This window comes from Flavobacterium koreense (assembly GCF_054776075.1).
In genome coordinates this window covers 576,269-599,495 of record NZ_BAAHCF010000029.1, presented here as the reverse complement: position 1 = coordinate 599,495, position 23,227 = coordinate 576,269, and the positions used below count along the sequence as shown (strand labels likewise).

23 protein-coding genes are annotated in these 23,227 nt (G+C 33.2%); all 23 read left to right on the top strand.

What is annotated here, in order from left to right; genetic code table 11:
• Positions 1–54: 54 nt before the first annotated feature.
• Positions 55–432 carry a hypothetical protein gene (locus tag ACYU7A_RS11095; protein ID WP_460576548.1) on the top strand — a complete coding sequence of 126 codons (378 nt, stop codon included), beginning with the start codon at positions 55–57 and terminating at the stop codon, positions 430–432.
• A gap of 192 nt (positions 433–624) precedes the next feature.
• Positions 625–1,497 (top strand): DUF3347 domain-containing protein, encoded by an 873-nt coding sequence (locus ACYU7A_RS11090; RefSeq protein WP_460576546.1) that lies wholly within the window; start codon positions 625–627, stop codon positions 1,495–1,497.
• Between the two features lie 19 nt (positions 1,498–1,516).
• Positions 1,517–2,569: a hypothetical protein gene (locus ACYU7A_RS11085; protein WP_460576544.1), complete on the top strand. Its 1,053-nt coding sequence runs from the start codon at positions 1,517–1,519 to the stop codon at positions 2,567–2,569.
• Between the two features lie 59 nt (positions 2,570–2,628).
• A complete protein-coding gene (locus ACYU7A_RS11080) occupies positions 2,629–3,102 on the top strand; it encodes a TlpA family protein disulfide reductase (RefSeq protein WP_460576542.1) in 474 nt (157 codons plus the stop codon).
• A 4-nt stretch (positions 3,103–3,106) separates the two neighbouring features.
• The gene (locus tag ACYU7A_RS11075; protein WP_121314445.1) at positions 3,107–3,604 is read left to right on the top strand and encodes a heavy-metal-associated domain-containing protein; all 498 of its coding nucleotides are present in this window, start codon (positions 3,107–3,109) and stop codon (positions 3,602–3,604) included.
• Positions 3,604–4,413, top strand: a complete 810-nt coding sequence (locus ACYU7A_RS11070) for a hypothetical protein (RefSeq protein ID WP_291136933.1) — start codon at positions 3,604–3,606, stop codon at positions 4,411–4,413. The genes ACYU7A_RS11075 and ACYU7A_RS11070 overlap by 1 nt, the downstream gene beginning before the upstream one ends.
• A gap of 7 nt (positions 4,414–4,420) precedes the next feature.
• Positions 4,421–5,080, top strand: a complete 660-nt coding sequence (locus ACYU7A_RS11065; protein WP_460576539.1) for a class I SAM-dependent methyltransferase — start codon at positions 4,421–4,423, stop codon at positions 5,078–5,080.
• Positions 5,081–5,093: 13 nt separating this feature from the next.
• Positions 5,094–5,789, top strand: a complete 696-nt coding sequence (locus tag ACYU7A_RS11060; RefSeq protein ID WP_026712073.1) for a DUF3347 domain-containing protein — start codon at positions 5,094–5,096, stop codon at positions 5,787–5,789.
• A 1-nt stretch (position 5,790) separates the two neighbouring features.
• Positions 5,791–6,261, top strand: coding sequence for a heme-binding domain-containing protein (locus ACYU7A_RS11055; protein WP_460576537.1), 471 nt, complete (start codon positions 5,791–5,793; stop codon positions 6,259–6,261).
• Positions 6,262–6,266: 5 nt separating this feature from the next.
• A complete protein-coding gene (locus ACYU7A_RS11050) occupies positions 6,267–7,547 on the top strand; it encodes an efflux RND transporter permease subunit (RefSeq protein ID WP_460576535.1) in 1,281 nt (426 codons plus the stop codon).
• Between the two features lie 11 nt (positions 7,548–7,558).
• On the top strand, positions 7,559–9,496 hold the full coding sequence (locus ACYU7A_RS11045; protein ID WP_460576533.1) for an efflux RND transporter permease subunit: 1,938 nt from the start codon (positions 7,559–7,561) through the stop codon (positions 9,494–9,496).
• Between the two features lie 43 nt (positions 9,497–9,539).
• Positions 9,540–10,736 (top strand): TolC family protein, encoded by a 1,197-nt coding sequence (locus ACYU7A_RS11040; protein WP_460576531.1) that lies wholly within the window; start codon positions 9,540–9,542, stop codon positions 10,734–10,736.
• A gap of 2 nt (positions 10,737–10,738) precedes the next feature.
• On the top strand, positions 10,739–11,986 hold the full coding sequence (locus ACYU7A_RS11035) for an efflux RND transporter periplasmic adaptor subunit (protein ID WP_460576529.1): 1,248 nt from the start codon (positions 10,739–10,741) through the stop codon (positions 11,984–11,986).
• 2 nt (positions 11,987–11,988) lie between these two features.
• Positions 11,989–13,206, top strand: a complete 1,218-nt coding sequence (locus ACYU7A_RS11030; protein WP_460576527.1) for an efflux RND transporter periplasmic adaptor subunit — start codon at positions 11,989–11,991, stop codon at positions 13,204–13,206.
• 14 nt (positions 13,207–13,220) lie between these two features.
• On the top strand, positions 13,221–14,465 hold the full coding sequence (locus tag ACYU7A_RS11025) for a hypothetical protein (protein WP_121314456.1): 1,245 nt from the start codon (positions 13,221–13,223) through the stop codon (positions 14,463–14,465).
• A 25-nt stretch (positions 14,466–14,490) separates the two neighbouring features.
• Positions 14,491–14,874 carry a DUF2147 domain-containing protein gene (locus ACYU7A_RS11020; protein ID WP_460576525.1) on the top strand — a complete coding sequence of 128 codons (384 nt, stop codon included), beginning with the start codon at positions 14,491–14,493 and terminating at the stop codon, positions 14,872–14,874.
• A 46-nt stretch (positions 14,875–14,920) separates the two neighbouring features.
• On the top strand, positions 14,921–15,439 hold the full coding sequence (locus ACYU7A_RS11015) for a helix-turn-helix domain-containing protein (RefSeq protein ID WP_460576701.1): 519 nt from the start codon (positions 14,921–14,923) through the stop codon (positions 15,437–15,439).
• A gap of 78 nt (positions 15,440–15,517) precedes the next feature.
• Positions 15,518–18,055, top strand: a complete 2,538-nt coding sequence (locus ACYU7A_RS11010) for a heavy metal translocating P-type ATPase (protein ID WP_460576523.1) — start codon at positions 15,518–15,520, stop codon at positions 18,053–18,055.
• A gap of 9 nt (positions 18,056–18,064) precedes the next feature.
• Positions 18,065–18,937, top strand: a complete 873-nt coding sequence (locus ACYU7A_RS11005; protein ID WP_460576521.1) for a DUF2911 domain-containing protein — start codon at positions 18,065–18,067, stop codon at positions 18,935–18,937.
• Between the two features lie 32 nt (positions 18,938–18,969).
• Positions 18,970–21,240: a multicopper oxidase domain-containing protein gene (locus ACYU7A_RS11000; protein WP_064715047.1), complete on the top strand. Its 2,271-nt coding sequence runs from the start codon at positions 18,970–18,972 to the stop codon at positions 21,238–21,240.
• Positions 21,241–21,273: 33 nt separating this feature from the next.
• Positions 21,274–22,122: an RteC domain-containing protein gene (locus tag ACYU7A_RS10995; RefSeq protein WP_291134283.1), complete on the top strand. Its 849-nt coding sequence runs from the start codon at positions 21,274–21,276 to the stop codon at positions 22,120–22,122.
• 113 nt (positions 22,123–22,235) lie between these two features.
• Positions 22,236–22,523 (top strand): helix-turn-helix domain-containing protein, encoded by a 288-nt coding sequence (locus ACYU7A_RS10990; RefSeq protein WP_064715049.1) that lies wholly within the window; start codon positions 22,236–22,238, stop codon positions 22,521–22,523.
• Positions 22,524–22,534: 11 nt separating this feature from the next.
• A partial coding sequence (locus ACYU7A_RS10985) for a transcriptional regulator (RefSeq protein WP_460576517.1) occupies positions 22,535–23,227 on the top strand: 693 nt, incomplete at its 3' end.

Here is a 23,227-nt window from a genome sequence, read left to right as displayed (position 1 = left end):
ATTTTAACATAAAGCAATAATTTTTAATTAATTTTGTACTGTTTTAATAGAGATATGAAAAAATACCACGTTATACTATTAGTTTTTTTAGGCATGTTTCTTATGCCTAGTAGTGCTATGGCTTGTGGTAAAGGTTCAGACAAGAGTTCTTGCAAAAAAGAAATTTCCTCTACTAAATCAGAAAAAAAGAGTTGTTGTGACAACGATAATTCGAAAGATAAAGATCACAAAGGTTGTAAAGGCAATTGCGGTCATTCTAAATGTGGATGTTCTTCAACCTGTCCAACTTCTTCAGTAAGCTTTTTATCGGAAATTAATTTTAAAAATTATATGTTTAGCTATTCTTCAATCGAGAAAGTTAAATTTTCATACACAATACCATCAATCTCTGATGGGTTTTATTCCATTTGGCTAATTCCTAAAATAAGCTAAATCCAAATTTTGACAGCCATAAGTGTGTCAAATTCATAGCGCTTTGCTATACAATTCACAACAGTTTTAGAATACCTTTTGCTTTACCATTATTTGGTTTGCTTTACTATTTCTTTCGCAACTGTTATTTATTCAAATTTATTTTATCAATCAATCAAGGTAAAACACTTTGATTACTAACATTATTTAAAAATGAAAAGCTCATTTATAAAAATAATGGTAGCAGCTGTAATGTTGCTATCAACTTCTATCAACGCACAAATAAAAAATGCAAAAACCGAAACTGTGAAAATTTATGGTAACTGTGGCATGTGCGAAACCAAAATAGAAAAAGCGGGAAATCTTAAAAATATCGCTAATGTCGATTGGAATAAAGATACCCAAATGGCAACAATAACTTATGATGCTACCAAAACCAATCAAGATGAAATTCTAAAAAGAATTGCTTTAGTTGGCTATGATAGCGATAAGTTTCTTGCACCAGATGACGTATATAACAATCTTCATGGATGTTGTCAGTATGACAGGGTAGCAAAAGTTCCTGTTAAAGAAGAAGTAAAAACAAGTGACACAACTGAAAATCATGATAATCACGCAAATCATACTGAAACGCCTAAAACAGTAGTACAAGAAGCAAGCCAACTTAAAGCTGTTTTTGACAATTATTTCTTGGTAAAAGATGCGCTGGTATCTTCTAATGAAGATAATGTTGCCGTTGCTTCAAAAGAATTGGTTGTAGCAATTAATAATGTAAAAATGGATAAATTGGATATGGATGTTCACATGGTGTGGATGAAAGTAGTAAAGCAAATCAAAGAAGATGCAGAACACATTGCAGATACTAAAGATATCAAGCACCAACGCGATCATTTTACCACATTATCAAAAGATATCTATTCATTAATAAAGGTATCAAAATATGATACTCCTGTGTATTATCAATTTTGTCCTATGTTCAATGATGGCAAGGGTGCTAATTGGTTAAGCAAAGAAAATGCGGTTAAAAACCCATACTATGGCTCAATGATGTTAAGCTGTGGCAAAACAGTAGAAACTATTAAATAACTTTTAAAGAAATTATAAAATGAAAAAATTATCAATACTAGCTTCATTCTTTGGAGCAATACTTTTCACATCTTGTAACAATAACGATGACAATATGGATATGACATTAAATGTTGATTATCCTGCGGCTTACATTGTTAATGGTGAAGACGCAACAGTTTCAGTAGTCAAATTAAGTACTAATGAAGTTACAGGCACTATAGAACTAATGGGTTCAGGTTCTGATATGATTATGTGGCCACATCATATTTCTTCACATCAAAACCATTTAGCGATTGGAGTTCCTGGCATGGATTTGAGCGCAGGTCATTCAGGATTAAATACTTCTGGAATGGATGGAAAACTATTGGTAATTGACGCAATGAATGGTTCGATTGTTAAAAATATTAATCTACCATTAATGAACCATAACTCTATTTACTCTCCAAACGGGAATGAAATTTGGGTACCTCAAATGGATATGGACGGTAAAGTTTTAGTTTATAACGCTTCTACCAATGCTTTAATGAATACTATCACTGTGGGCATGATGCCTGCTGAACTTACATTTTCATTTGACGGAACAAAAGCTTATGTAGCAAACGGTGATGATGATAATGTAACCATTATAGACACTGCAACAAAAGCAGTATTAACTACTATTTCAGTTGGAGATAACCCGGTTGGTGCATGGACAGGAAGTAATAACAAAATGTATGTAGATAACGAAGATGGTCAGTCAATTTCTGTGATTGATGTGGCAACAAACTCAATTGATGAAACAATTTCTTTGGGCTTTATGCCAGGAATTGCTTCTTACAATGGTTCAAAAAATGAATTATGGGTTTCCGATCCTATGAACGGAAAAGTTCATTACTGGACTTGGGATGCAGGCATGAATATGTGGATGCATGGAAGTTCCTTTAATACAGGAGCAGGAGCTCATGCAATTGCATTTACCAACGATGGTAATACAGCATATGTAACCAATCAAACCGCAAATACAGTTTCTGTTGTTAATACTACAAACCATACTGTAACAAAAACTATTAATGTTGGTAGAAAACCAAACGGAATAGTTATCAAAATGTAATAGGTCAAAACTAAGCCTAATGGTACAATTAGGCTTAGTTAAATAAAACTGGCACAACAATGAAAAAACAAGTAAAATTTCTTGCAATACTATTCATCTTTTTTTCAATTACTACTAATGCTCAAATTAAAATTGGAGATAAGATGCCTTCAATTACGCTAAAAAGTAATACCAATACTGAGGTTAACATAACCTCATTCAAAGGCAAATATGTACTTATCGATTTTTGGGCATCTTGGTGTGCGCCTTGTAGATTAGGCAATAAGAGGTTAGTAAAACTCCATAATGACATAGATACAGCAAAAATTGAAATAATAGGAATATCAATCGATACAGACACAAGTAAATGGCTTAAAGCTATTGAAAAAGATAAAATTAAGTTCACTCAATTGATAGACTCAAAAGGTTTTGATGCTAATACTGCAATAGTTTTTGGAGTAGATGAATTACCATCAAAATACTTGTTTAATCCTGAAGGTATACTAATTGCAAAAAATCCAACAGAAGAAGAAATAGTAAAATTAATAAAATAGTAAAATGAAGAAAATTAATAAAACATATCTAATAGTAGCATCAATTGTTTTGATGTTCTCAATAAAAGGTAATGCCCAAATCGTAAAAGCCGAAATTAGGGCCACTGGTTTAACTTGTTCTATGTGCTCAAATGCTATAAACAAACAGCTAAAAACATTACCTGAAGTAGTTAATGTTGAAACTGACTTAAATACCAATACGTTTACAGTAACGTTAACAGAAGGAAATAATTTAAGCCCAAAAGTTTTTAAGGAGAAAGTGGAAAAAGCTGGCTTTTTTATAGGCACATTAGTGATAACAGCAAAACCTGAAACCATAACTAAAAGTCCTTATATTTTGGTTAATGACATAGCAACAAACGGAACGGAAATACAATTTCAAGTAGTTGACAAAGGCTATGTAACTGAAAAGGAGTTCAAAAAATTATCCAAATCATATAAGAATGTCGAAACGTATGCTGCAATCAATGAAGATGATTTCCACATTAAAATTCTAAATTAATGAGAAAGATAATTTTATTTTTTATTGCTGTAAGTTGTCAAGATGTTTTTAGCCAAGAGTTATTTGTAGTAACGGATCCGGCCAGTAATGTTCCTGCAAATTCGTTAGCAGTCAATGTAATGCAGTCTCTTTTTAAAGAGGAAATGAAATCAGGCTACAATTACCATTTTATGCCCGAAGTGACTTATGGTCTAAACAAAAACATAATGTTTCGAGCTTCTGCTTTTATAAGTAATAGAAGCAATCAACTAGTTACCGAAGGAGGTAGTTTTTATACTAAGTATCGTTTCTATTCATCAGATGATCTGAACAGTCATTTCAGAATGGCTGCATTTGGAAGATATAGTTTTAACAACGCTGACATTCACCAAGAGCAAATAGAAATATTAGGACACAACACAGGTTTCGAAGGAGGATTTGTAGCCACTAAGTTGATTAAAAAACTGGCAATTAGTTCGTCCATAAGCTTTGAGAAAGCCTTTGACAACAAGCCTGATTATCCGTTTCCTGATAATATGGGCGACAATGCTACAAATTATACCTTATCATTCGGTAAACTAATGTATCCAAAAAAATACACTAGTTACAAGCAGACAAATATCAATCTAATGATTGAATTCGTTGGGCAAACTATTAATGAAAATGGCAAGTCGTATGTAGACGTAGTACCGGCTATACAATTTATTTTCAACAGTCAGGCACGATTGGACTTTGCTTACCGACAAGAGCTTTTGAGTTCAATGGTACGCTCTGCTCCAAATGGTTTTTACTTCAATTTATATTATACTTTTTTCAATTTAAAAAAATAAAATCAAGATGAGTGAAACAAAATTTATCCCGGCATTAGGTTATGATTTTTTAAGCGATTACTATGATTTAGCTATAAAAGTAACAATGCCTGAAAAAAAGTTCAGAAACAGATTAATTGATTTTGTAGACCCAAAAGAGAATGAAAAAATAGTAGAGTTTGGTTTTGGAACGGCCCAAAACATTATCATACTCAAACAACGTTTTCCTAATTGTAATGTACTAGGAGTTGACATCGACCCAAAGATTAAGTCAATAGCTGAATATAAATTAAATAAGGCAGGAATTGAAGCACCTCTTTTTTTATATGATGGAAATAAGTTACCATTTGAAGATAATTCAATTGACAAGGTTTATAGTTCTCTTGTTTTTCATCAGTTAGACATGATTACAAAATTGAAATGTTTATTAGAGATTAATAGAATATTAAAACCAAATGGAGAATTAATCATTGGAGATTGGGGTAAAGCAAAAACAAAATGGATGAGGTTATCCTTTTACTTAGTTCAATTATTAGACGGTTTCAAAACTACCACTGATAATGTAAATGGATTGATGATAAAATACATTACTGATGCAGGATTTAAAAATGCTCGGGAAGTAGATTATATCAACACATCAATCGGGACTTATTCTTATTATAAAGCAGAAAAAATAATTAATAACTAAAAAATAACACAGTATGAAAGCACTTATTTTAACAGCTATTTTAGCAATCACTTTAGTTTCTTGCAATCAAAAAAACAAAGAAACAGAAAACAACACTACAGAAACTTCCGCAAATTCAAGTGAACTATATGCATGCCCAATGCATCCCGAGGTTCAAGGAAAAAAAGATGAAACATGTTCCAAATGTGGTATGGAATTAACCGAACTGGTAACTCAAACGCAAGCACCTCACGAAAAAAAAGCAACAGAAGCATCCTCTGCTGCAACAACACAATCCAATGTTAACATCGAGGATATTTTAATTAGTTACATAAATTTAAAAAACAAATTGGTTAAAGATGATACAAATGGTGCTGCCGAAAAAGCAAAAATACTATTCACCTCATTTGACAGATTTGACATCAAAGTTTTAAGCGAAAAACAAAAAAAAGAATATTTGGATATTGCAGATGATGCCAAAGAACACGCAGAGCATATTGGAGATAATGGAGGAAAGATAGAACATCAAAGAGAACATTTTGTAATGTTAAGTAAGGATATGAATGACTTAATTCAATTATTTGGAACCAGTCAAAAACTATATCTGGATTTTTGCCCAATGGCAGATGACAACAAAGGTGCTGTTTGGATAAGTGAAACAAAAGAAATCAAAAATCCATATTTTGGAAAAGAAATGGCTACTTGCGGTTCTATAAAAAAAGAATACTAGAATGAAAAAAATCATCAAAAAAATACTTTTTATTGGGTTAATTATTTTTTTGTTGATACAGTTATATCAACCTGCTCGAAATATTAGTTTTGAGCAGGATATAACTGGCAATTTTACAAAAGTCTATAATGTTCCTAAAAATGTTGAAATCATTTTGCGAACTTCTTGTTATGATTGCCACAGTAACAACACCTATTATCCTTGGTATTCTTACATTCAACCCGCTCGTTTTTTTATGGAAAGACATATAAAAGAAGGTAAAGAGGAATTGAATTTTAATGAATTTGGAAATTATTCAAAACGCAGGCAAAACAGCAAATTGAAAGCTATAAGTAAAGAAATCGAATCAAACGAAATGCCTTTGAGTTCTTATACTTTAATTCATAAAAATGCAATCCTTACAGCCTCACAAAAAAAGAAAGTTTTGGATTGGATAAATAAAATAGAAGATAGTATTTCATCACAAAATTAAAAATAATGGTAGAAAAATTAATAACATTCTCACTACGAAATCGAGCCGTTGTCTTGCTGGTTTCGGCTTGCTTATTTGCTTGGGGCATTTACAGCGTACAACAAAATCCCATAGATGCCATTCCTGATTTATCCGAAAACCAAGTAATTGTTTTTACAGAATGGATGGGAAGAAGCCCTCAGGTTATAGAAGCGCAGGTTACTTATCCATTGGTTTCCAACCTGCAAGGCATTCCAAAAGTCAAAAATATCCGGGGCGCTTCGATGTTTGGGATGAGCTTTGTTTACATCATTTTTGAAGATGATGTCGATATATATTGGGCAAGAACTCGGGTGTTGGAAAGATTAAATTATGCACAACGATTGTTACCACAAAATGTAGTACCAACTTTGGGTCCTGATGGTACAGGTGTAGGTCACGTTTTTTGGTATCATTTAAATGCGAATGGTATGGACTTGGGAGAACAAAGAGCCTTGCAAGATTGGTACGTGAAATTTGCCCTGCAAACCGTTCCGGGAGTTGCCGAAGTGGCTTCCTTTGGTGGGTTTGAAAAGCAGTACCAATTGGTGTTGGATCCACTAAAAATGCAGTACTATAATGTGAGTATGATGGAAGTAATGAATGCCGTTAAAACAAATAATAATGACGTTGGTGGCAGAAAATTTGAAATGAGCAATATGTCCTACATAGTCAGGGGATTGGGATATATAAAAAACATAAAAGATGTAGAAGACATAGCTATTAAAAACTATAATTCCGTTCCTGTAAAAGTTAAAGATATTGGTTCAATACAAATGGGTGGCGATTTGAGACTAGGTATTTTTGATGAAAATGGCACTGGTGAAGTTGTTGGCGGAATTGTGGTAATGCGTTATGGTGAAAATGCTGACAAAGTAATCACGGCAGTAAAAGAGAAAATGAAAGAAGTCGAAAAAGGATTGCCCGAAGGAGTTACTTTTAAAACGTCTTATGACCGAAGTGAATTAATAGAAAAAGCAATCGCATCTGTTAAAGGCACTTTAATAGAAGAAATGATTGTCGTTTCAATTGTTGTACTACTTTTTCTTTTTCATTGGCGAAGCGCTTTAATTATACTCATTCAATTACCAATATCTGTGGCTATTGGCTTTATTTTACTCGAAGCATTTGGTATTTCTTCAAACATTATGTCACTAACGGGGATTGCTCTGGCAATTGGTGTTGTCGTTGATGATGGTATCGTAATGGTAGAGAATGCATACAGGACAATTTCGGAGAAACAGGAAGAAATGGACAATAATCAGTAATTGGAAATAAGATGAAAAATAAAATTAAAAATATATTCAAAAAAGAAAACGATCCGTTGTCTTCTGAAGATAAGTTGAAGCTTATAGAAAGCTCTTCCAAATTAGTAGGCCCAGGTGTTTTCTACTCAACAATAATTGTAATTACATCCTTTTTGCCTGTATTTCTTCTCACGGGAATGGAAGGCAAGTTATTTAGTCCACTAGCTTGGACAAAATCGTTTATACTGATAGTTGATGCTTTTTTAGCCATTACACTTACACCTGTGTTAATTAGTTTCTTACTAAAAGGAAAACTTCGCCCAGAAGATAAGAACCCAATTAATAAAAAATTGGAAAGCATTTATACACCCATTTTGATTTTTTGTTTAAAATGGAGAAAAACAGTATTGGGCATCAACATTATTGCTTTGCTGATTGGCGTATTGATGTTTACTCGTTTGGGTTCAGAATTTATGCCTCCTTTAGATGAAGGATCTGTACTGTTTATGCCAGTAACCTTACCCGATGTATCCAACTCCGAAGTAAAGAGAATTCTTCAGGTTCAGGACAAATTGATCAAATCAATTCCCGAAGTGGCTCACGTGTTGGGAAAAGCAGGCAGGGCAAATACGGCAACCGATAATAGTCCAATAAGTATGGTTGAAACCATTATTTTGTTAAAACCTCAAGCAGAATGGCGAGAAGACAAAACCAAGAATGATATTATCACGGAAATAAACAACAAACTGCAAATCCCTGGTGTGACCAATGGCTTTACGCAACCTATTATCAACCGTATCAATATGCTTTCAACAGGAATCAGAACCGATGTGGGTATCAAGATTTACGGAGCAAGTTTAGATACTATAAACGTTTTGGCTCAAAAAATTAAAAAAACACTCGAAGGAACTTCTGGAGTTAAAGATTTGTATGCGGAACCCATAACAGGCGGAAAATATATTGATATTGAAGCAAAAAGAGACGTCATTGGTAGATATGGATTGACCATAGACGACATTAATAATGTGGTTGAAGCCTCTATTGGAGGTATGAAACTAACCACGACTATCGAGGGAAGACAGCGTTTTTCTGTAAATGCAAGATATGCTCAAGAATACCGTAACAGCATTGAAGCCTTAAAAAAACTACAAGTGCAAACAATGGATTTTGGTCCAATACCATTAGAAACTGTCGCTAATGTAAAAATAAGTGATGGCCCTCCAATGATAAATAGCGAAAATGCAATGCTCCGTGGCACAGTGTTGTTCAACGTTCGGGAACGTGATTTAGGAAGTACTGTAAAAGAGGCACAGGAGAAACTCAATGCAATGATGACCAAGATGCCAAAAGGATATTATGTGGAATGGAGCGGACAATGGGAAAATCAAATTAGAGCCAACAAAACATTAAGTTTAATACTGCCTATTGTTGTGGTCATTATATTTCTTGTTTTATATTTTACGTATCATTCAATGAAAGAGGCATTAATCACGATGATTACAGTACCCTTTGCTTTAATTGGAGGAATATTTATGGTTTATTTTTATGGTATTAATTTATCCGTTGCTGTTGCCGTTGGATTTATTGCACTGTTTGGAATGGCAATCGAAACAGCGATGCTAATGACTATCTATTTGAATGAAGCAATGAATAAGATGGTAGAAAAGCACGGGAATAGTAGCGAAACCATAACCGAAGAAATATTGAAACAATATATTATTGATGGTTCAGCCAAAAGGTTAAGACCAAAATTGATGACTGTTTCAGTTTCATTATTTGGACTAATCCCCATTCTTTGGGCAACAGGAACAGGATCAGATATAATGCTTCCCATCACTGTCCCACTAATTGGAGGCACCATTACCTCCACGATTTATGTATTATTAGTAACACCGGTTGTTTTTGAGATGGTTAAACTTCGAGAATTAAGAACAAAAGGAAAAATAGATCTTATAGATGTTAAAGAATAAATTTTATATAGCCATAAGTTGTTTGATTTTGACCGCCACTAATTTGGCAGCACAAACACTTTCCTTGGATAATGTATTGAGTACAATCAAGACAAACAATCCTCAACTAAAAATGTACGATGCCGAAATTCAAAGTATGGATGCAGCGGCAAAGGGTGCTAGAAGTTGGATGGCTCCACAAGTAGAGACGGGCTTTTTTATGGCACCTTACAACGCCAAAATGTGGAAAGCAGATGGTGCATTTCCTGGAATGGGGAATTATATGTTGGGCGTTACACAAATGATACCGAATGCTTCCAAGTTAAAAGCAGATTTTAATCTAATGAGTGCGATGTCATCGGTCGAAAAGGAAAATAAAAACTATACGATTAATCAATTGAAGGCACTAGCAAAAACAAATTATTATCAATGGTTGGTTTTAAATAAAAAAATAAAAATAGCCGATGATAATTTGTTGCTTTTAGACTATATGATTAAAAGTATGGAAATACGGTACCAGTATAATATGGATAAACTACCTACCTATTACAAAGCGAAATCTCAATATAGCATCCTGCAAAATATGATTCTAATGTTGAAAAATGATATTTCTCAAAAAAGAATTATGCTGAACACCTTGATGGCAAGAGATAAAAACACCGCATTTGAAATTGAGGAAACCTACGAAATAAAAGATTTCAATTCGGTAATATCAGATACCACTTCTCTTTCGAAAAATCGAAGCGATGTACAAGCCATCGAAAAAACGATGGAAATAAATCAGCTCAAAATTGCAGCCGAAAAAACAAAACTATTACCCGAGTTTGGTATAAAATACGACCATATGTTTGCTTTTGGAACACAACCACAACAGTTCTCCTTGTTGGGAATGGTTACTATTCCTATGCCTTGGTCAACCAAAATGAATAAAGCCAATATCAATAGTTTTAAAATTAAAAATGAAAGCTTGAACTGGCAAAAACAAATGATTTTGAATGAAGCTGCAGGAATGATTTCGGGAATGAATACAGAACTAACTTCCTTAAAAAAACAGTACGAAATCGCCCAAAAAAGTATCATACCTGCTTTACGAAAAAATTATGAAACCGCAATCTTGGCTTGGCAAAATAACACTGGTGATTTATTTGTCACTCTCGATGCTTGGGAAGCATTAAATATGGCTCAAATTGATGCCTTGGACAAATTACAAAGTATTTTGGCAGCACAAGTAGAAATTGAAAAACAATTAGAAACCAAATAATTATGAACAAGTATATAAAGTATGGTTTAGCTCTTGTTGTAATTTCCATTATCGGAATTGCAATCTATTTCTTTGCCAAAAAATCAGATAATCATTCGGAAATGGGACATCAAAACGAGGTTTACACTTGTTCAATGCACCCGGAAATCATTAGAGATAAACCCGGAAATTGTCCCATTTGCGGAATGACTTTGGTAAAAAAAGTAACAGAGAATAATTCCGTTGACGACAATTCAATCGACAATCTTATAAAACCTACCGACAATTTTATAGTAGGTAATTATCAAACAACAACGGCAATAGACACTGCTTTGAGCAGTGAAATAAATTTACCGGGAATTGTGGAGTATGATCCCAATTCATCGGTAAATATTGCAGCTCGAATGAGCGGTCGAATCGAAAAAATGTATGTCAATTATAAATATCAAAAAGTAAATAAAGGACAAAAACTATTTGATTTATACAGCCCTGAATTACTGACGGAGCAACAAAACTTCATTTATATGGTCATTAATGATGTTGAAAATCCTGCGATTATTAATGCATCCAGACAAAAATTGTTGCTTTATGGAATGACGGAAAGTCAAATTAATTTTTTGGTTGCAACTAAAAAATCGAATCCTGTAATCTCAATCTTTAGTCCTGCTTCTGGTATTATTGACGGTACAGGAACGATGGATAATACAACAAATCCTGCGATGCAAAGTGCAAGTAACAACACTGCAACATTGGATGTGAAAGAAGGGAGTTATATAAAAAAAGGAGAAGTCATTTTTAAACTATTAAATACGGATAAAGTATGGGGAATATTCAATGTTATCCAAGGATATAATAGTCTAATAAAAGCCAATCAATCCATCAGAATTACTTCCGAACTTGACAAAAACGAATTTATGGATGCCAAAATAAATTTTGTCGAAACACAATTAAATGCAACTGATAAAACCAATAGAATTCGAGTTTATTTAAATAACAATAAATTAAAATTACCAATTGGGTTAAGATTGCAAGGAGTTGTGAAAACAAATCCAGTAAATGGAATTTGGATTCAAAAACAGTCAATGGTAAGCATTGGAAACAAGAAAATAGTTTTCTTAAAAATGGACAATGGCTATAGGGCAACCTCCATAAAAACAGGAATTGAAATAGTTGATTTTATCCAAATTATGGAGGGTATTTCAGTAAAAGACACCATTGCCAAAAACGCACAATATTTAATTGACAGCGAAAGCTTTATTAAAACCGAATAATAATGAAGACAATAAAAAAAATAAGTGTACTATCAATACTATTTATGGTAATGGTGGCTTGTAATACTAAAGACAAAGAAGACCATAGCAAACACAATAAGAGTGCAGCAACAACATTTTACACTTGTTCTATGGATCCACAAGTTAAGGAAGACAAACCCGGAAAATGCCCCATTTGCCATATGGAGTTAACCCCAATAAAACAAGATGACACAGAGGCTAATGAAATAAGTTTGAGTAAACAGCAAATACAATTGGGAAATATCACTACACAAACTATTTCAGAAACTCAAAGCAGTTTAGAGCAAAATTATACAGGAGTCTTGTCCATTAATCAAGAAAAAATAAAAACCATTTCTGCAAGAGCAATGGGACGAATTGAAAAGTTGTATTTCAAAACCGTTGGTGATTATGTTTCTAAAAACCAAGCCGTATATCAATTGTATAGTGAAGATATTGCCATTGCCAAACAGGATTATTTTACGGCATACAAACAACTGGCAATGCCTGGCGATTTTGGAAAAAATGCCCGAAATATGCTCAATGCAGCAAAACAAAAACTGTTGTTCTTTGGTTTAACCAATGCCCAGATTGAAAGTATAAAAACCAGCAAGGAAGTTTCTCCTTATACCATTTTTTATAGCACTGCCAGTGGAACAATATCGGAAATAAGTACCACAGAAGGCAGTTATGCAATGGAAGGTTCCCCCATCATTAAATTGGCGGATTTAAACAGTCTTTGGTTAGAAACACAGGTTAACGTAAACTATGCCAAGAATCTAAAAATAGGACAAAAAGCCCAAATTACATTTACCGATTTTCCTGATAAAACCATAAATGCGCAAGTTTCTTTTATCAATCCTGAAATAAATCCCGATACTCGTCTGCTTTTAATTCGATTGGAAATATCAAATCCAAATTTGCAACTAAAACCCGGGATGCAGGCTATGGCAAAATTAACACAATCCAATTTAAAAGGATTGTATATTCCTGTTGATGCAGTTATCAGGGAGGAAAACGCTTCCTATGTTTGGGTTGAAAAAAGACCGGGAGTATTTGAAAACGTAATGGTAGAAACTGGAATAGAAACCAATGGAATGATAGAAATCAAATCTGAAATAGATCCTGCCAAAAAAGTCGTTATTACAGGGGCTTATGCCATAAACAGCGAATATAAATTCCGAAAAGGCAGTGATCCGATGGAAGGTATGAAAATGTAATTAAAACAGTAAGTATGAACAATTTTAATCAAATAATTCAACAATATAAAAACGATAACGAGAGTGTTTATAATACTTGGTTTGTTGACAATAATCAACGTTTAAAGGCATTCAGGACTATCCGACGCGGAATTATTCAGGTTGTTGAAGATATAAAAAATAAATCATTTCCAAATGATTTTAAAAATAGCAGCTTAGAATTTGTACTTAATTGCATTGCCGAGCAAAAACAGATATTTGTTGGGGTTTCACATCCTTTTTATTGGAAACCCAAACTCCGAATTCCTGACATCTATGAAAACCAAATCAATAAGATTGCTTTTGGTCAATTCTTAGAAAATTGTATTAATGCAAAAAACGAAGAACAAGTACTCAAAGAAATTGTTAAACTTGATGAATTACGTATTAAAGGATTAGGTCCGGCCGTTGCCAGTATTTTATATTTCTTACATCCAACATGGTTTCCTCCTTTCAACACAGCAATTGTAAACGGTTTTAATTTTTTGTTCAAGGATAAAAAGAAACTGGGAAGCTGGAGTGAATACTTAAAAATTAGAGAGACACTTATGGAGACCAATAACAAATTCAAATCAGAACTGTCTAATGACTTAGGTGCAATTGCAGGATTGTGTTTTGAAATTGGGACTCAAAAAATGCTCATAGGAAATGATGATTATTTGAGTGAAGAAGAACGATGTAAATTTGAAAAAAGTATTGTAAGACGTCAATTGGAAATTATTGAAGAAAAACAGGAAGAAAATTTACATAGTGAAATGCAATACCATTTATTAAAAATTGGTGCCTCACTTGGTTTCGATGTTACACCGGCAAACAATGATAAAAGCAAGTCTTTTAATGGCCTAAATTTTTCATTTATAGCAATGAATAAATTTCCTGAATTGCCTTGCGATAAAGACACACAAAACACTATCAAGCTTATCGATGTACTTTGGTTCGAAAAAGGAACAAATAATATTATTGGAGCATTTGAAGTAGAAAAAAGCACCAGTATTTATTCTGGCATTTTGCGCCTTTCAGACCTACATTTTAGCATTTCTGATGGAGATGAGGTATTTTATATTATAATCCCCGACAGTCGCGAAAAGGATGTTATTCAGCAACTCAACAGACCTGTCATAAAAAATTCAAGAATATGTATCAAATACATATTGTTTTCAGAGTTAAGAGCCAATTGTGATGCTATTTGCAAATTTGGTACAAACCATTCTATAATGGATAAAATCTCAAAATCAGTTTAATAAAAACCAATAATTAAATAGCAAAATGAAAAAGAGAATAATATTAATAGTGTTTCTTCTAACTAATCTTTTTGGATTTACACAAAACGATGGGAATGATTTGATTGGGAATTGGCAAACAAATGATAAAATTTATCTGATCAAAATTTTTAAAGAAAATAATCAATATCAAGCTACTATCTATTCTATTAAAGGTAAAATAGTAGAGAAGAAAAAAAATAATATTTGGGATTTAAAGTTCAATCCTGACAAAAAAATATGGGAAAATGGAAAACTACAGTTACCCGATATGGAGCATAGTGTTGACTGTCAAATTAAAATGAGTAACAAGAACGAAGCCATAATTTTAGGATATCATGGAATAAAATTTCTTGGAAAAGAAAGAAAAATGAAACGAATAGATGAGTAAACATATAAAACTCTATATCAAGAATATGGTGTGCAGCCGTTGCAAGATGGTAGTGAAATCTGTATTTGAAAGAATGGAAATTAATACTATTTCAGTTGAGTTGGGTGAAGTCGAATTAAAAAATAACATTTCCGAAAATCAAAAAAACGAATTACTAAAAAATCTTCGTGCTTTTGGCTTTGATTTAATCGATGATAGGAAAAGTAAAACGATTGACAAGATTAAAACATTGATTATTGATTTAGTCCAAAATAAAAACAATGATTTAAAAACAAACCTTTCAGAATATTTATTTCAAGAGCTAAACCAAGACTATAATACCTTGAGCAATCTCTTTTCCGAAGTAGAAAACACAACAATTGAAAAATACTTCATCAATCAAAAAATTGAAAAAGTAAAAGAGTTGATTGTGTATGATGAATTATCGCTTAGTCAAATTGCCTATTCATTAAATTACAGTAGCGTTTCGCATTTAAGTAACCAATTCAAAAAAGTAACCGGTTTTTCACCAACATACTTCAAGAATTTAAAATCGATTAAAAGAAAACAAATAGAAGATTTATAAATCTTGCAAATCAAACCCAAAATTGTGCAACTCTAAAAAACAGTTAAGAAGGAAATTTGTATTAAAATAATATAAAAGATGATACATACTTACAACATTACCGGAATGACTTGCGATGGTTGTCGAACCAAAGTCGAAAAAACATTGAATGCTATTGATGGCGTTGAAGCTAAAGTTTCATTAAACCCACCCATAGCCACTATAACTATGGAAAAGCACATTCCAACAACACAATTGCAAGAAGCATTAACTGCTGTTGGAAAATACACCATAGAAATGAGCAACGCTAAAACAAAGGAGCACACTTTAACGAAAGATGTTGCTGAAAAATCATGTTGCTCCACGAATTCTCACAATCATAAAAAAGAAACTGTTGTCCAAACCAATACGCAAGGAAAGTATTATTGTCCAATGCATTGTGAAGGCGAAAAAGTTTACGACAAAGCAGGTGACTGTCCTGTTTGTGGCATGGATTTAGTCAAAGCACCTGAACTAACTGCAAACAAGACATTATATACGTGTCCTATGCACCCCGAAGTTATTCAGGAAACTCCGGGTTCATGTCCTATTTGCGGAATGGATTTAGTGCCCATGAATCCTACTGATTCCGAAGACCAAAAAACCTATAAGGACTTGGTTAAGAAAATGAAAATCGCGGTCGTATTTACGGTTCCCATTTTCGCTATTGCTATGTTAGAAATGACACACAACAATCCTTTGTTTAGAATAATGGATGCCTCAAAATGGAATTGGGTACAATTAATATTGTCACTTCCTGTGGTTTTTTATGCCTGTTGGATATTCTTTGTTCGCGCATGGAAATCAATAATTACTTGGAATTTGAATATGTTTACCCTTATCGGAATAGGCACAGGAGTGGCATTTCTATTTAGTTTAGTCGGAATGTTTTTTCCTGATATTTTCCCAAGCGAATTCAAGACAGAACACGGAACAGTTCTATTATACTTCGAAGCAACAACAGTGATATTAACGTTAGTTTTATTAGGACAACTATTAGAAGCCAGAGCACACAGTCAAACTAGCGGCGCTATAAAGGAATTATTAAAACTCGCACCAACCGAAGCCACTTTGGTAATCGATGGAGGCGATAAAGTAATCTCAATCCATGACATTAAGAAAGGTGATTTATTACGGGTAAAACCCGGAGACAAAATTCCTGTAGATGGAAAAATAACCGATGGAGAAAGCAGTATCGATGAAGCCATGATTACCGGAGAACCAATACCCGTTGACAAAAAGAAAGACGACAATGTAATTGCCGGAACAATCAATGGGAACAAGTCATTTATAATGGTTGCAGAAAAAGTGGGTTCAGAAACACTACTCTCTCAAATCGTTCAAATGGTCAACGATGCTTCCCGTTCGAGAGCGCCAATCCAAAAATTAGCCGATAGCATTTCTAAATATTTTGTTCCTATTGTAGTCATCATTTCTGTAATTACTTTTTTCATTTGGGCAAAATTTGGTCCCGAACCGGCATTAGTCTATGGTTTTATAAATGCTATTGCCGTTTTAATTATTGCTTGTCCGTGTGCGTTAGGATTGGCAACACCCATGTCAGTAATGGTAGGTGTTGGTAAAGGTGCACAATCCGGCGTTTTGATAAAAAATGCCGAAGCTCTGGAAAACATGAATAAAGTAAATGTGCTTATAACGGATAAAACAGGAACAATAACCGAAGGAAAACCATCGGTCGAAAAAATTTATGCGGCCAATAACAATGATAACGATCTATTGCAAAGCATAGCTTCATTAAACCAATACAGCGAACATCCATTGGCGCAGGCGGTTGTCAATTATGCCAAAACAAAATCCATTTCATTAATTGAAGTTAAGGATTTTGAAGCCGTTGCCGGAAAAGGCGTTACAGGAACAGTAACCAATAAAAAAGTAGCATTAGGTAATAAAAAACTAATGGAACAAGTAAAAGCTAGTATTTCTGACGATATAGAAAACAAAATCATTACCGAACAAAAACTAGGAAAAACCGTTTCATATATTGTAGTAGAAGGTATTGCTGTTGGATTTGTATCCATTACTGATGCCATAAAAACGTCAAGTGCCGCTGCAATAAAAGAACTGATGCAACAAGGAGTTGAAGTAATTATGATGACAGGCGATAATATCAATACAGCCAAAGCAGTTGCAGAAGAATTGAACCTGTCTTCCTATAAAGCAGGATGTTTACCCGAAGACAAATTAAACGAAATCAAAAAATTACAAGCAGAAGGCAAAATTGTGGCCATGGCTGGTGATGGTATCAACGATGCACCGGCATTAGCACAAGCCAATATCGGAATAGCTATGGGAACAGGAACAGATGTCGCAATTGAAAGTGCCAAAATAACTTTAGTCAAAGGCGATTTACAAGGCATTGTAAAAGCCAAGAACTTAAGCCATGCTGTTATGAAAAACATCAAGCAAAATTTATTTTTTGCCTTTTTCTATAACGTATTGGGTGTTCCAATCGCAGCTGGTGTTCTATATCCATTTTTCGGTATATTATTATCCCCAATGATTGCGGCTTTAGCCATGTCATTTAGTTCTGTATCAGTAATTGTAAATGCGTTACGATTACGCACATTAAAACTATAAACTTATAAAATGAAAAAAACAATCTTAACAGGCTTAATTATTTTGCAATCCTTATTATTATCTGCCCAAGACAAAGTCCAGATAAGAGTTACTTCAGCCAGTCCTGCGGCATCTTTTGAGCAAGAAGTCGGCAGCGGAAAAATAAAAATAACATACAGCAGACCATTAGTAAGAGGTCGTAAAATATTTGGGGAGTTAGTACCTTTTGATAAGCTTTGGCGAACTGGTGCAAGTGATTGTACCGTCATAACCACTTCCGAAGATATTTCTTTTGGTAACAATGTATTAAAAGCAGGAAGCTATTCAATATTTTCAATTCCTTCAATAAATGACTGGACTATAATTGTTAACTCAGATACTACCTTGCATGGAGAAACGGGCTATGATGAAAAAAAAGATATAATGCGTTTCAAAGTCCCTTTAGAAAAAAGCCCCAATTTTTATGAAACTTTTACTATTGAATTAAATGATATCAATAGCAAAGGCGAAGCATTCCTAAAAATACTTTGGGAAAATACTTTGGTTAAAATACCGGTAAAGAGCAAGGAGGACGATACAATAGTGGCATTGATAGATCAACATATAATTAAGGGTAAAACTCAGGATGCCAATTTATTATTTCAGGCAGCTAATTATTATTACAGTACTAATAGAGATTATAAACAAGCAATTATATGGCTTTTGGAAGCAGAAAAAATAAATCCTCAAAATTTCTATTATCCTAATCTAAGACAAAAATTAGCTTCTGAAAACAAAGATTACACTATTGCAATTGAAGCTGCAAAGCGAGCCATTTCAATTGCTGATAAGGAGAAAATGAAAAAAACTATTGATAGTTTGAACAATAAAATTTCAGATTGGGAAATCTTGTTAAAAAAATAATAGTGTAAAATTAAAATAATACAATTACTATAATGGATATACAAAACATTCTTTCAAAAAAACTGTTACCAATCGTAATCTTCGTTTTGGCAACACAAACGCTGTTTTCGCAAAACATAGTTCGTTACGATTTATATGTTCGTGATACCATCGTAAACTATTCTGGAAAAGAAAAAAGAGCAATTGCAGTAAATGGTCAAATTCCTATGCCAACATTAACATTTACAGAAGGTGATATTGCTGAAATTTATGTACATAACGAATTAAAAGAAAGCACTTCATTGCATTGGCACGGACTATTTTTACCTAATAAAGAAGATGGTGTCCCAAACCTTACACAAATGCCAATAGAACCGGGAACTACTCACAAATATTCGTTTCCAATAATTCAAAGCGGAACTCATTGGTACCACAGTCATTCAGGATTACAGGAACAAATTGGTATGTATGGTATGTTCATTATGAACAAAAAACAAAATGACAAAACATTCCGAAAAGGTATAGATGATTTACCAACTGTGCCTATTATTTTAAGTGAATGGACCGATTTAAAACCCGAGAACGTTCACAGAATGTTACACAATGCAACCGATTGGTTTGCAATTAAAAAAGGAACAACACAAAGTTATGCTGAAGCCATAAAACAAGGTCATTTCAAAACAAAAATAGCCAATGAATGGAAACGAATGAATGCTATGGATGTGAGCGATGTATATTATGATAAGTTTCTGATTAATGGTAAAAATGAAAGTCAGTTATCACAGTTTAAAAGTGGAGATAAAGTTCGTTTGCGTGTGGCAAATGGTGGAGCTTCATCATACTTTTGGTTAACTTATGCTGGAGGAAAAATAACAGTTGTAGCTAGTGATGGTAACGATGTAGAACCTGTTGAAGTAGATAGATTATTGATAGCAGTATCCGAGACTTATGACATTATAGTTACAATTCCTGCAAGTAATACTTCTTATGAATTTTTAGCAACTCCAGAAGACCGCACAAAATCTACTTCATTATACATTGGAAATGGCATCAAACAATTGATTGCTCCGTTGCCAAAATTAAAATATTTTGAGGGAATGAAAATGATGAACGGAATGATGAAAATGAATGGGGATTTAGATGATATGGGAATGAGTATGTCCTTAAATCAAATGGATATGAATGTAGTAATGTACCCAGAAATAACTGGTGCAGTAAGCGCAAAACATAAGGGTACTATGAGCGATATGGAAACGAGTACCGATCATTCCAATCACAATCAAAATCAGTACAATGCCAATGCGTTATCTACAATTACAACACTCAATTATGCCATGTTGAAAGCGACCGATAAAACAACTTTACCCAAAGATGCCCCAGTAAAAGAACTTCGTTTTGAACTAACAGGTAACATGAACCGATATGTTTGGAGTTTAGACAATAAAGTAGTTTCTGAAACAGATAAAATCCTAATAAAAAAAGGAGAAAACATTAGAATTACACTTTACAATGGTTCCATGATGCGTCATCCAATGCACTTACATGGACATGATTTCAGAATATTAAATGGTCAAGAGGAATATGCACCATTAAAAAATGTAATGGACTTAATGCCTATGGAAACCAACATAATTGAATTCAATGCCAATGTTGAAGGAGATTGGTTTTTTCATTGTCATATTTTGTATCACATGATGGCAGGAATGGGAAGAGTATTCACCTATGAAAACCAAACGCCAAATCCGCTAATTCCAAATCCAAAAGTAGCACAAAGAAAATTATTTGCCGATGATAGAGCTTTTCATTTCATGGCAGAAAATGATTTTGCTACTAATGGAAATGATGGTATGGCAATGATCCAAAATACACGTTGGAGTTTAGGTGCAGAATGGCGACTAGGATACAATGATATGCATGGTTATGAAGCCGAATTTCATTTAGGCAGATACATAGGAAAAATGCAGTGGTTGATGCCTTTTATTGGTTTCGATTGGCGTTACAGGAATATGGATGGAATGATAGAAAAAAACATTTTTGGACAAGAAAATACCAAAGATAAAAGAGCCGTTCTAAGTGCCGGGGTTAATTACACATTACCAATGTTAGTAATTGCTCAAGCAGAAGTATTTCAGGATGGAAACATAAGATTACAGTTAATGAGAGAGGATATTCCAATTTCAAAACGCTTAAGAATGGGGTTTATGGTAAACACCGATACAGAATTTATGCTAGATGCACGTTACATTTTAAAAAGAAATATAAGTTTAAGAACACATTACGATAGTGATATGGGATTTGGGTTAGGTATTAGTTTAAATTATTAAAAAAGTTTCAATCAAAAATTAATACCAAAGAAATTGAACCCAAAAATCAACCAATTATTAACAGATTTAAACGAACAGTTAAATTTTACTGATTTAGAAATAGACGACCCAATCAAGCGTTGTGAAAGTGCTATAGATATTATTTTGAAATCACTTCAAAAATTAAAAGTATTATTTGAAAAAGAGAAAAATAAATCAAGTCAACAAGAAATAGAGTTCTTTAAAAATGTAAAGCCAAAATTTACGTCAAAACTAATTTATTATAACGTTATATTCAAAATTGAAACGAAGAAACCGCATGGTGGTGAAAGAATTATCAAAAGATACCTTAATAACGAATTAGATAAACTTAAAAGATATTTTGATGGTAACTTAGACTTCTACAGATATTACAGAACAGGAAGCAGCTATTTAGATCACAAATATTTTTTACGAGGAAAAATCGATGTAAAATTAGCTTTAGATAGTTTTTATTTTGAAGCAGATCATACATTTTCAACCTCTCACGATTTTAAAGTAGCAAAGATTTTAGCGCACGATTTAATCCAAGTTTATCTCGAAGATAAATTGTTGATGATGGAAAATAAAGACACAAAGGAAAAATCACAAGTCAACCCGAAGGTAAAGCAAACTTGGACAGGTTCTAAAGTCGCATTAATAGAGCTTTTGTATGCTTTGCATACCGAAGGTGTGTTTAATAATGGAGCATCCGATTTGAAAGATATTGCGGAGTATTTTGAAAACATATTCAACATCGATTTAGGTCAGTATCACAGGGCTTTCCTTGAAATTAGAATGCGAAAATCTGACCAAACCAAATTCCTAAACGCATTAAAAGAAAAATTAGTAAAACGGATGGAAAACACAGACGACTTACTTTAAGACCAATAAATACAACACTTTGTATAAAAATCTATCACAACTTGTGATTGACTTGTGATTTAAAACTATTCAAAAACTACAAATTTGTGCCATAACAATCTAAAACATACGTTATGGCAATCGAAGTTATTACACGCGAAGACTTAAACGAATTCAGAAGTCTTCTTTTGAACGATTTAAAAGAAATCATTCAATCCAAACCGCAACAAACAAAACAGTGGCTCAAATCCAATGAAGTCCGTAAACTGTTAAACATTTCTCCAGGTACTTTGCAAAATCTCCGCATCAACGGAACACTCACCTACACCAAAATAGGTGGCATAATGTATTATGACAATTCAGATATTGATAAGTTATTAAATGGAAATAAGGTAAATGCTTTACCTACTCTGTTCAAATAATTTTAGCAATTATGAATTATATCAAACACTTAACTGGTTTCTTCGAAAAAGTAGCCATTGATAAAACGCTAAATCCAACACACGTAAGTTTATACATTGCATTGTTTCAATTTTGGAATTGCAATCGTTTCAAAAATCCAATCAGTATTAATCGCGATGAGGTAATGCGAATAAGTAAAATAAGTTCCAAAGCAACCTATCATAAATGTCTGAAGAACTTGCATAGTTTGGGTTATATCAATTACGAACCATCATACAATCCATTCAAAGGAAGTCATGTCATTTTATTCAACTTTTCAGAAGATTTAAAACCGCTGCCAAAATCCGAAAGAAAACCAAAAAATGAACCACTTATTGAACTTGTTTCTGAACAAGCTTTGAACAAGTCTTGTACTAGTAGTGAAACAGGTACTGAACAAGCAGTAGTACCTTCTATAAACTATATAAACAATACAAACATTTTAAACGATAAAAACGTTTCAAACTTGGAAAAGCACTCAAAAAATTTTGTAGAAATAAATAATTTGGATTTAAAAAACGATGATGAAGAAAAAGAAAAAAGTTCCGCAAAAAAAGAAAAAGAAGAAAAGTCACAGCCAACAATCGAAGAAGTCAAAATCTATTTCCAAGAAAATAACTTTCCGGAACAAGAAGCTCAAAAATTCTTCAACTATTTCAAAAGTGTCGGTTGGTTAGTCGGAGGT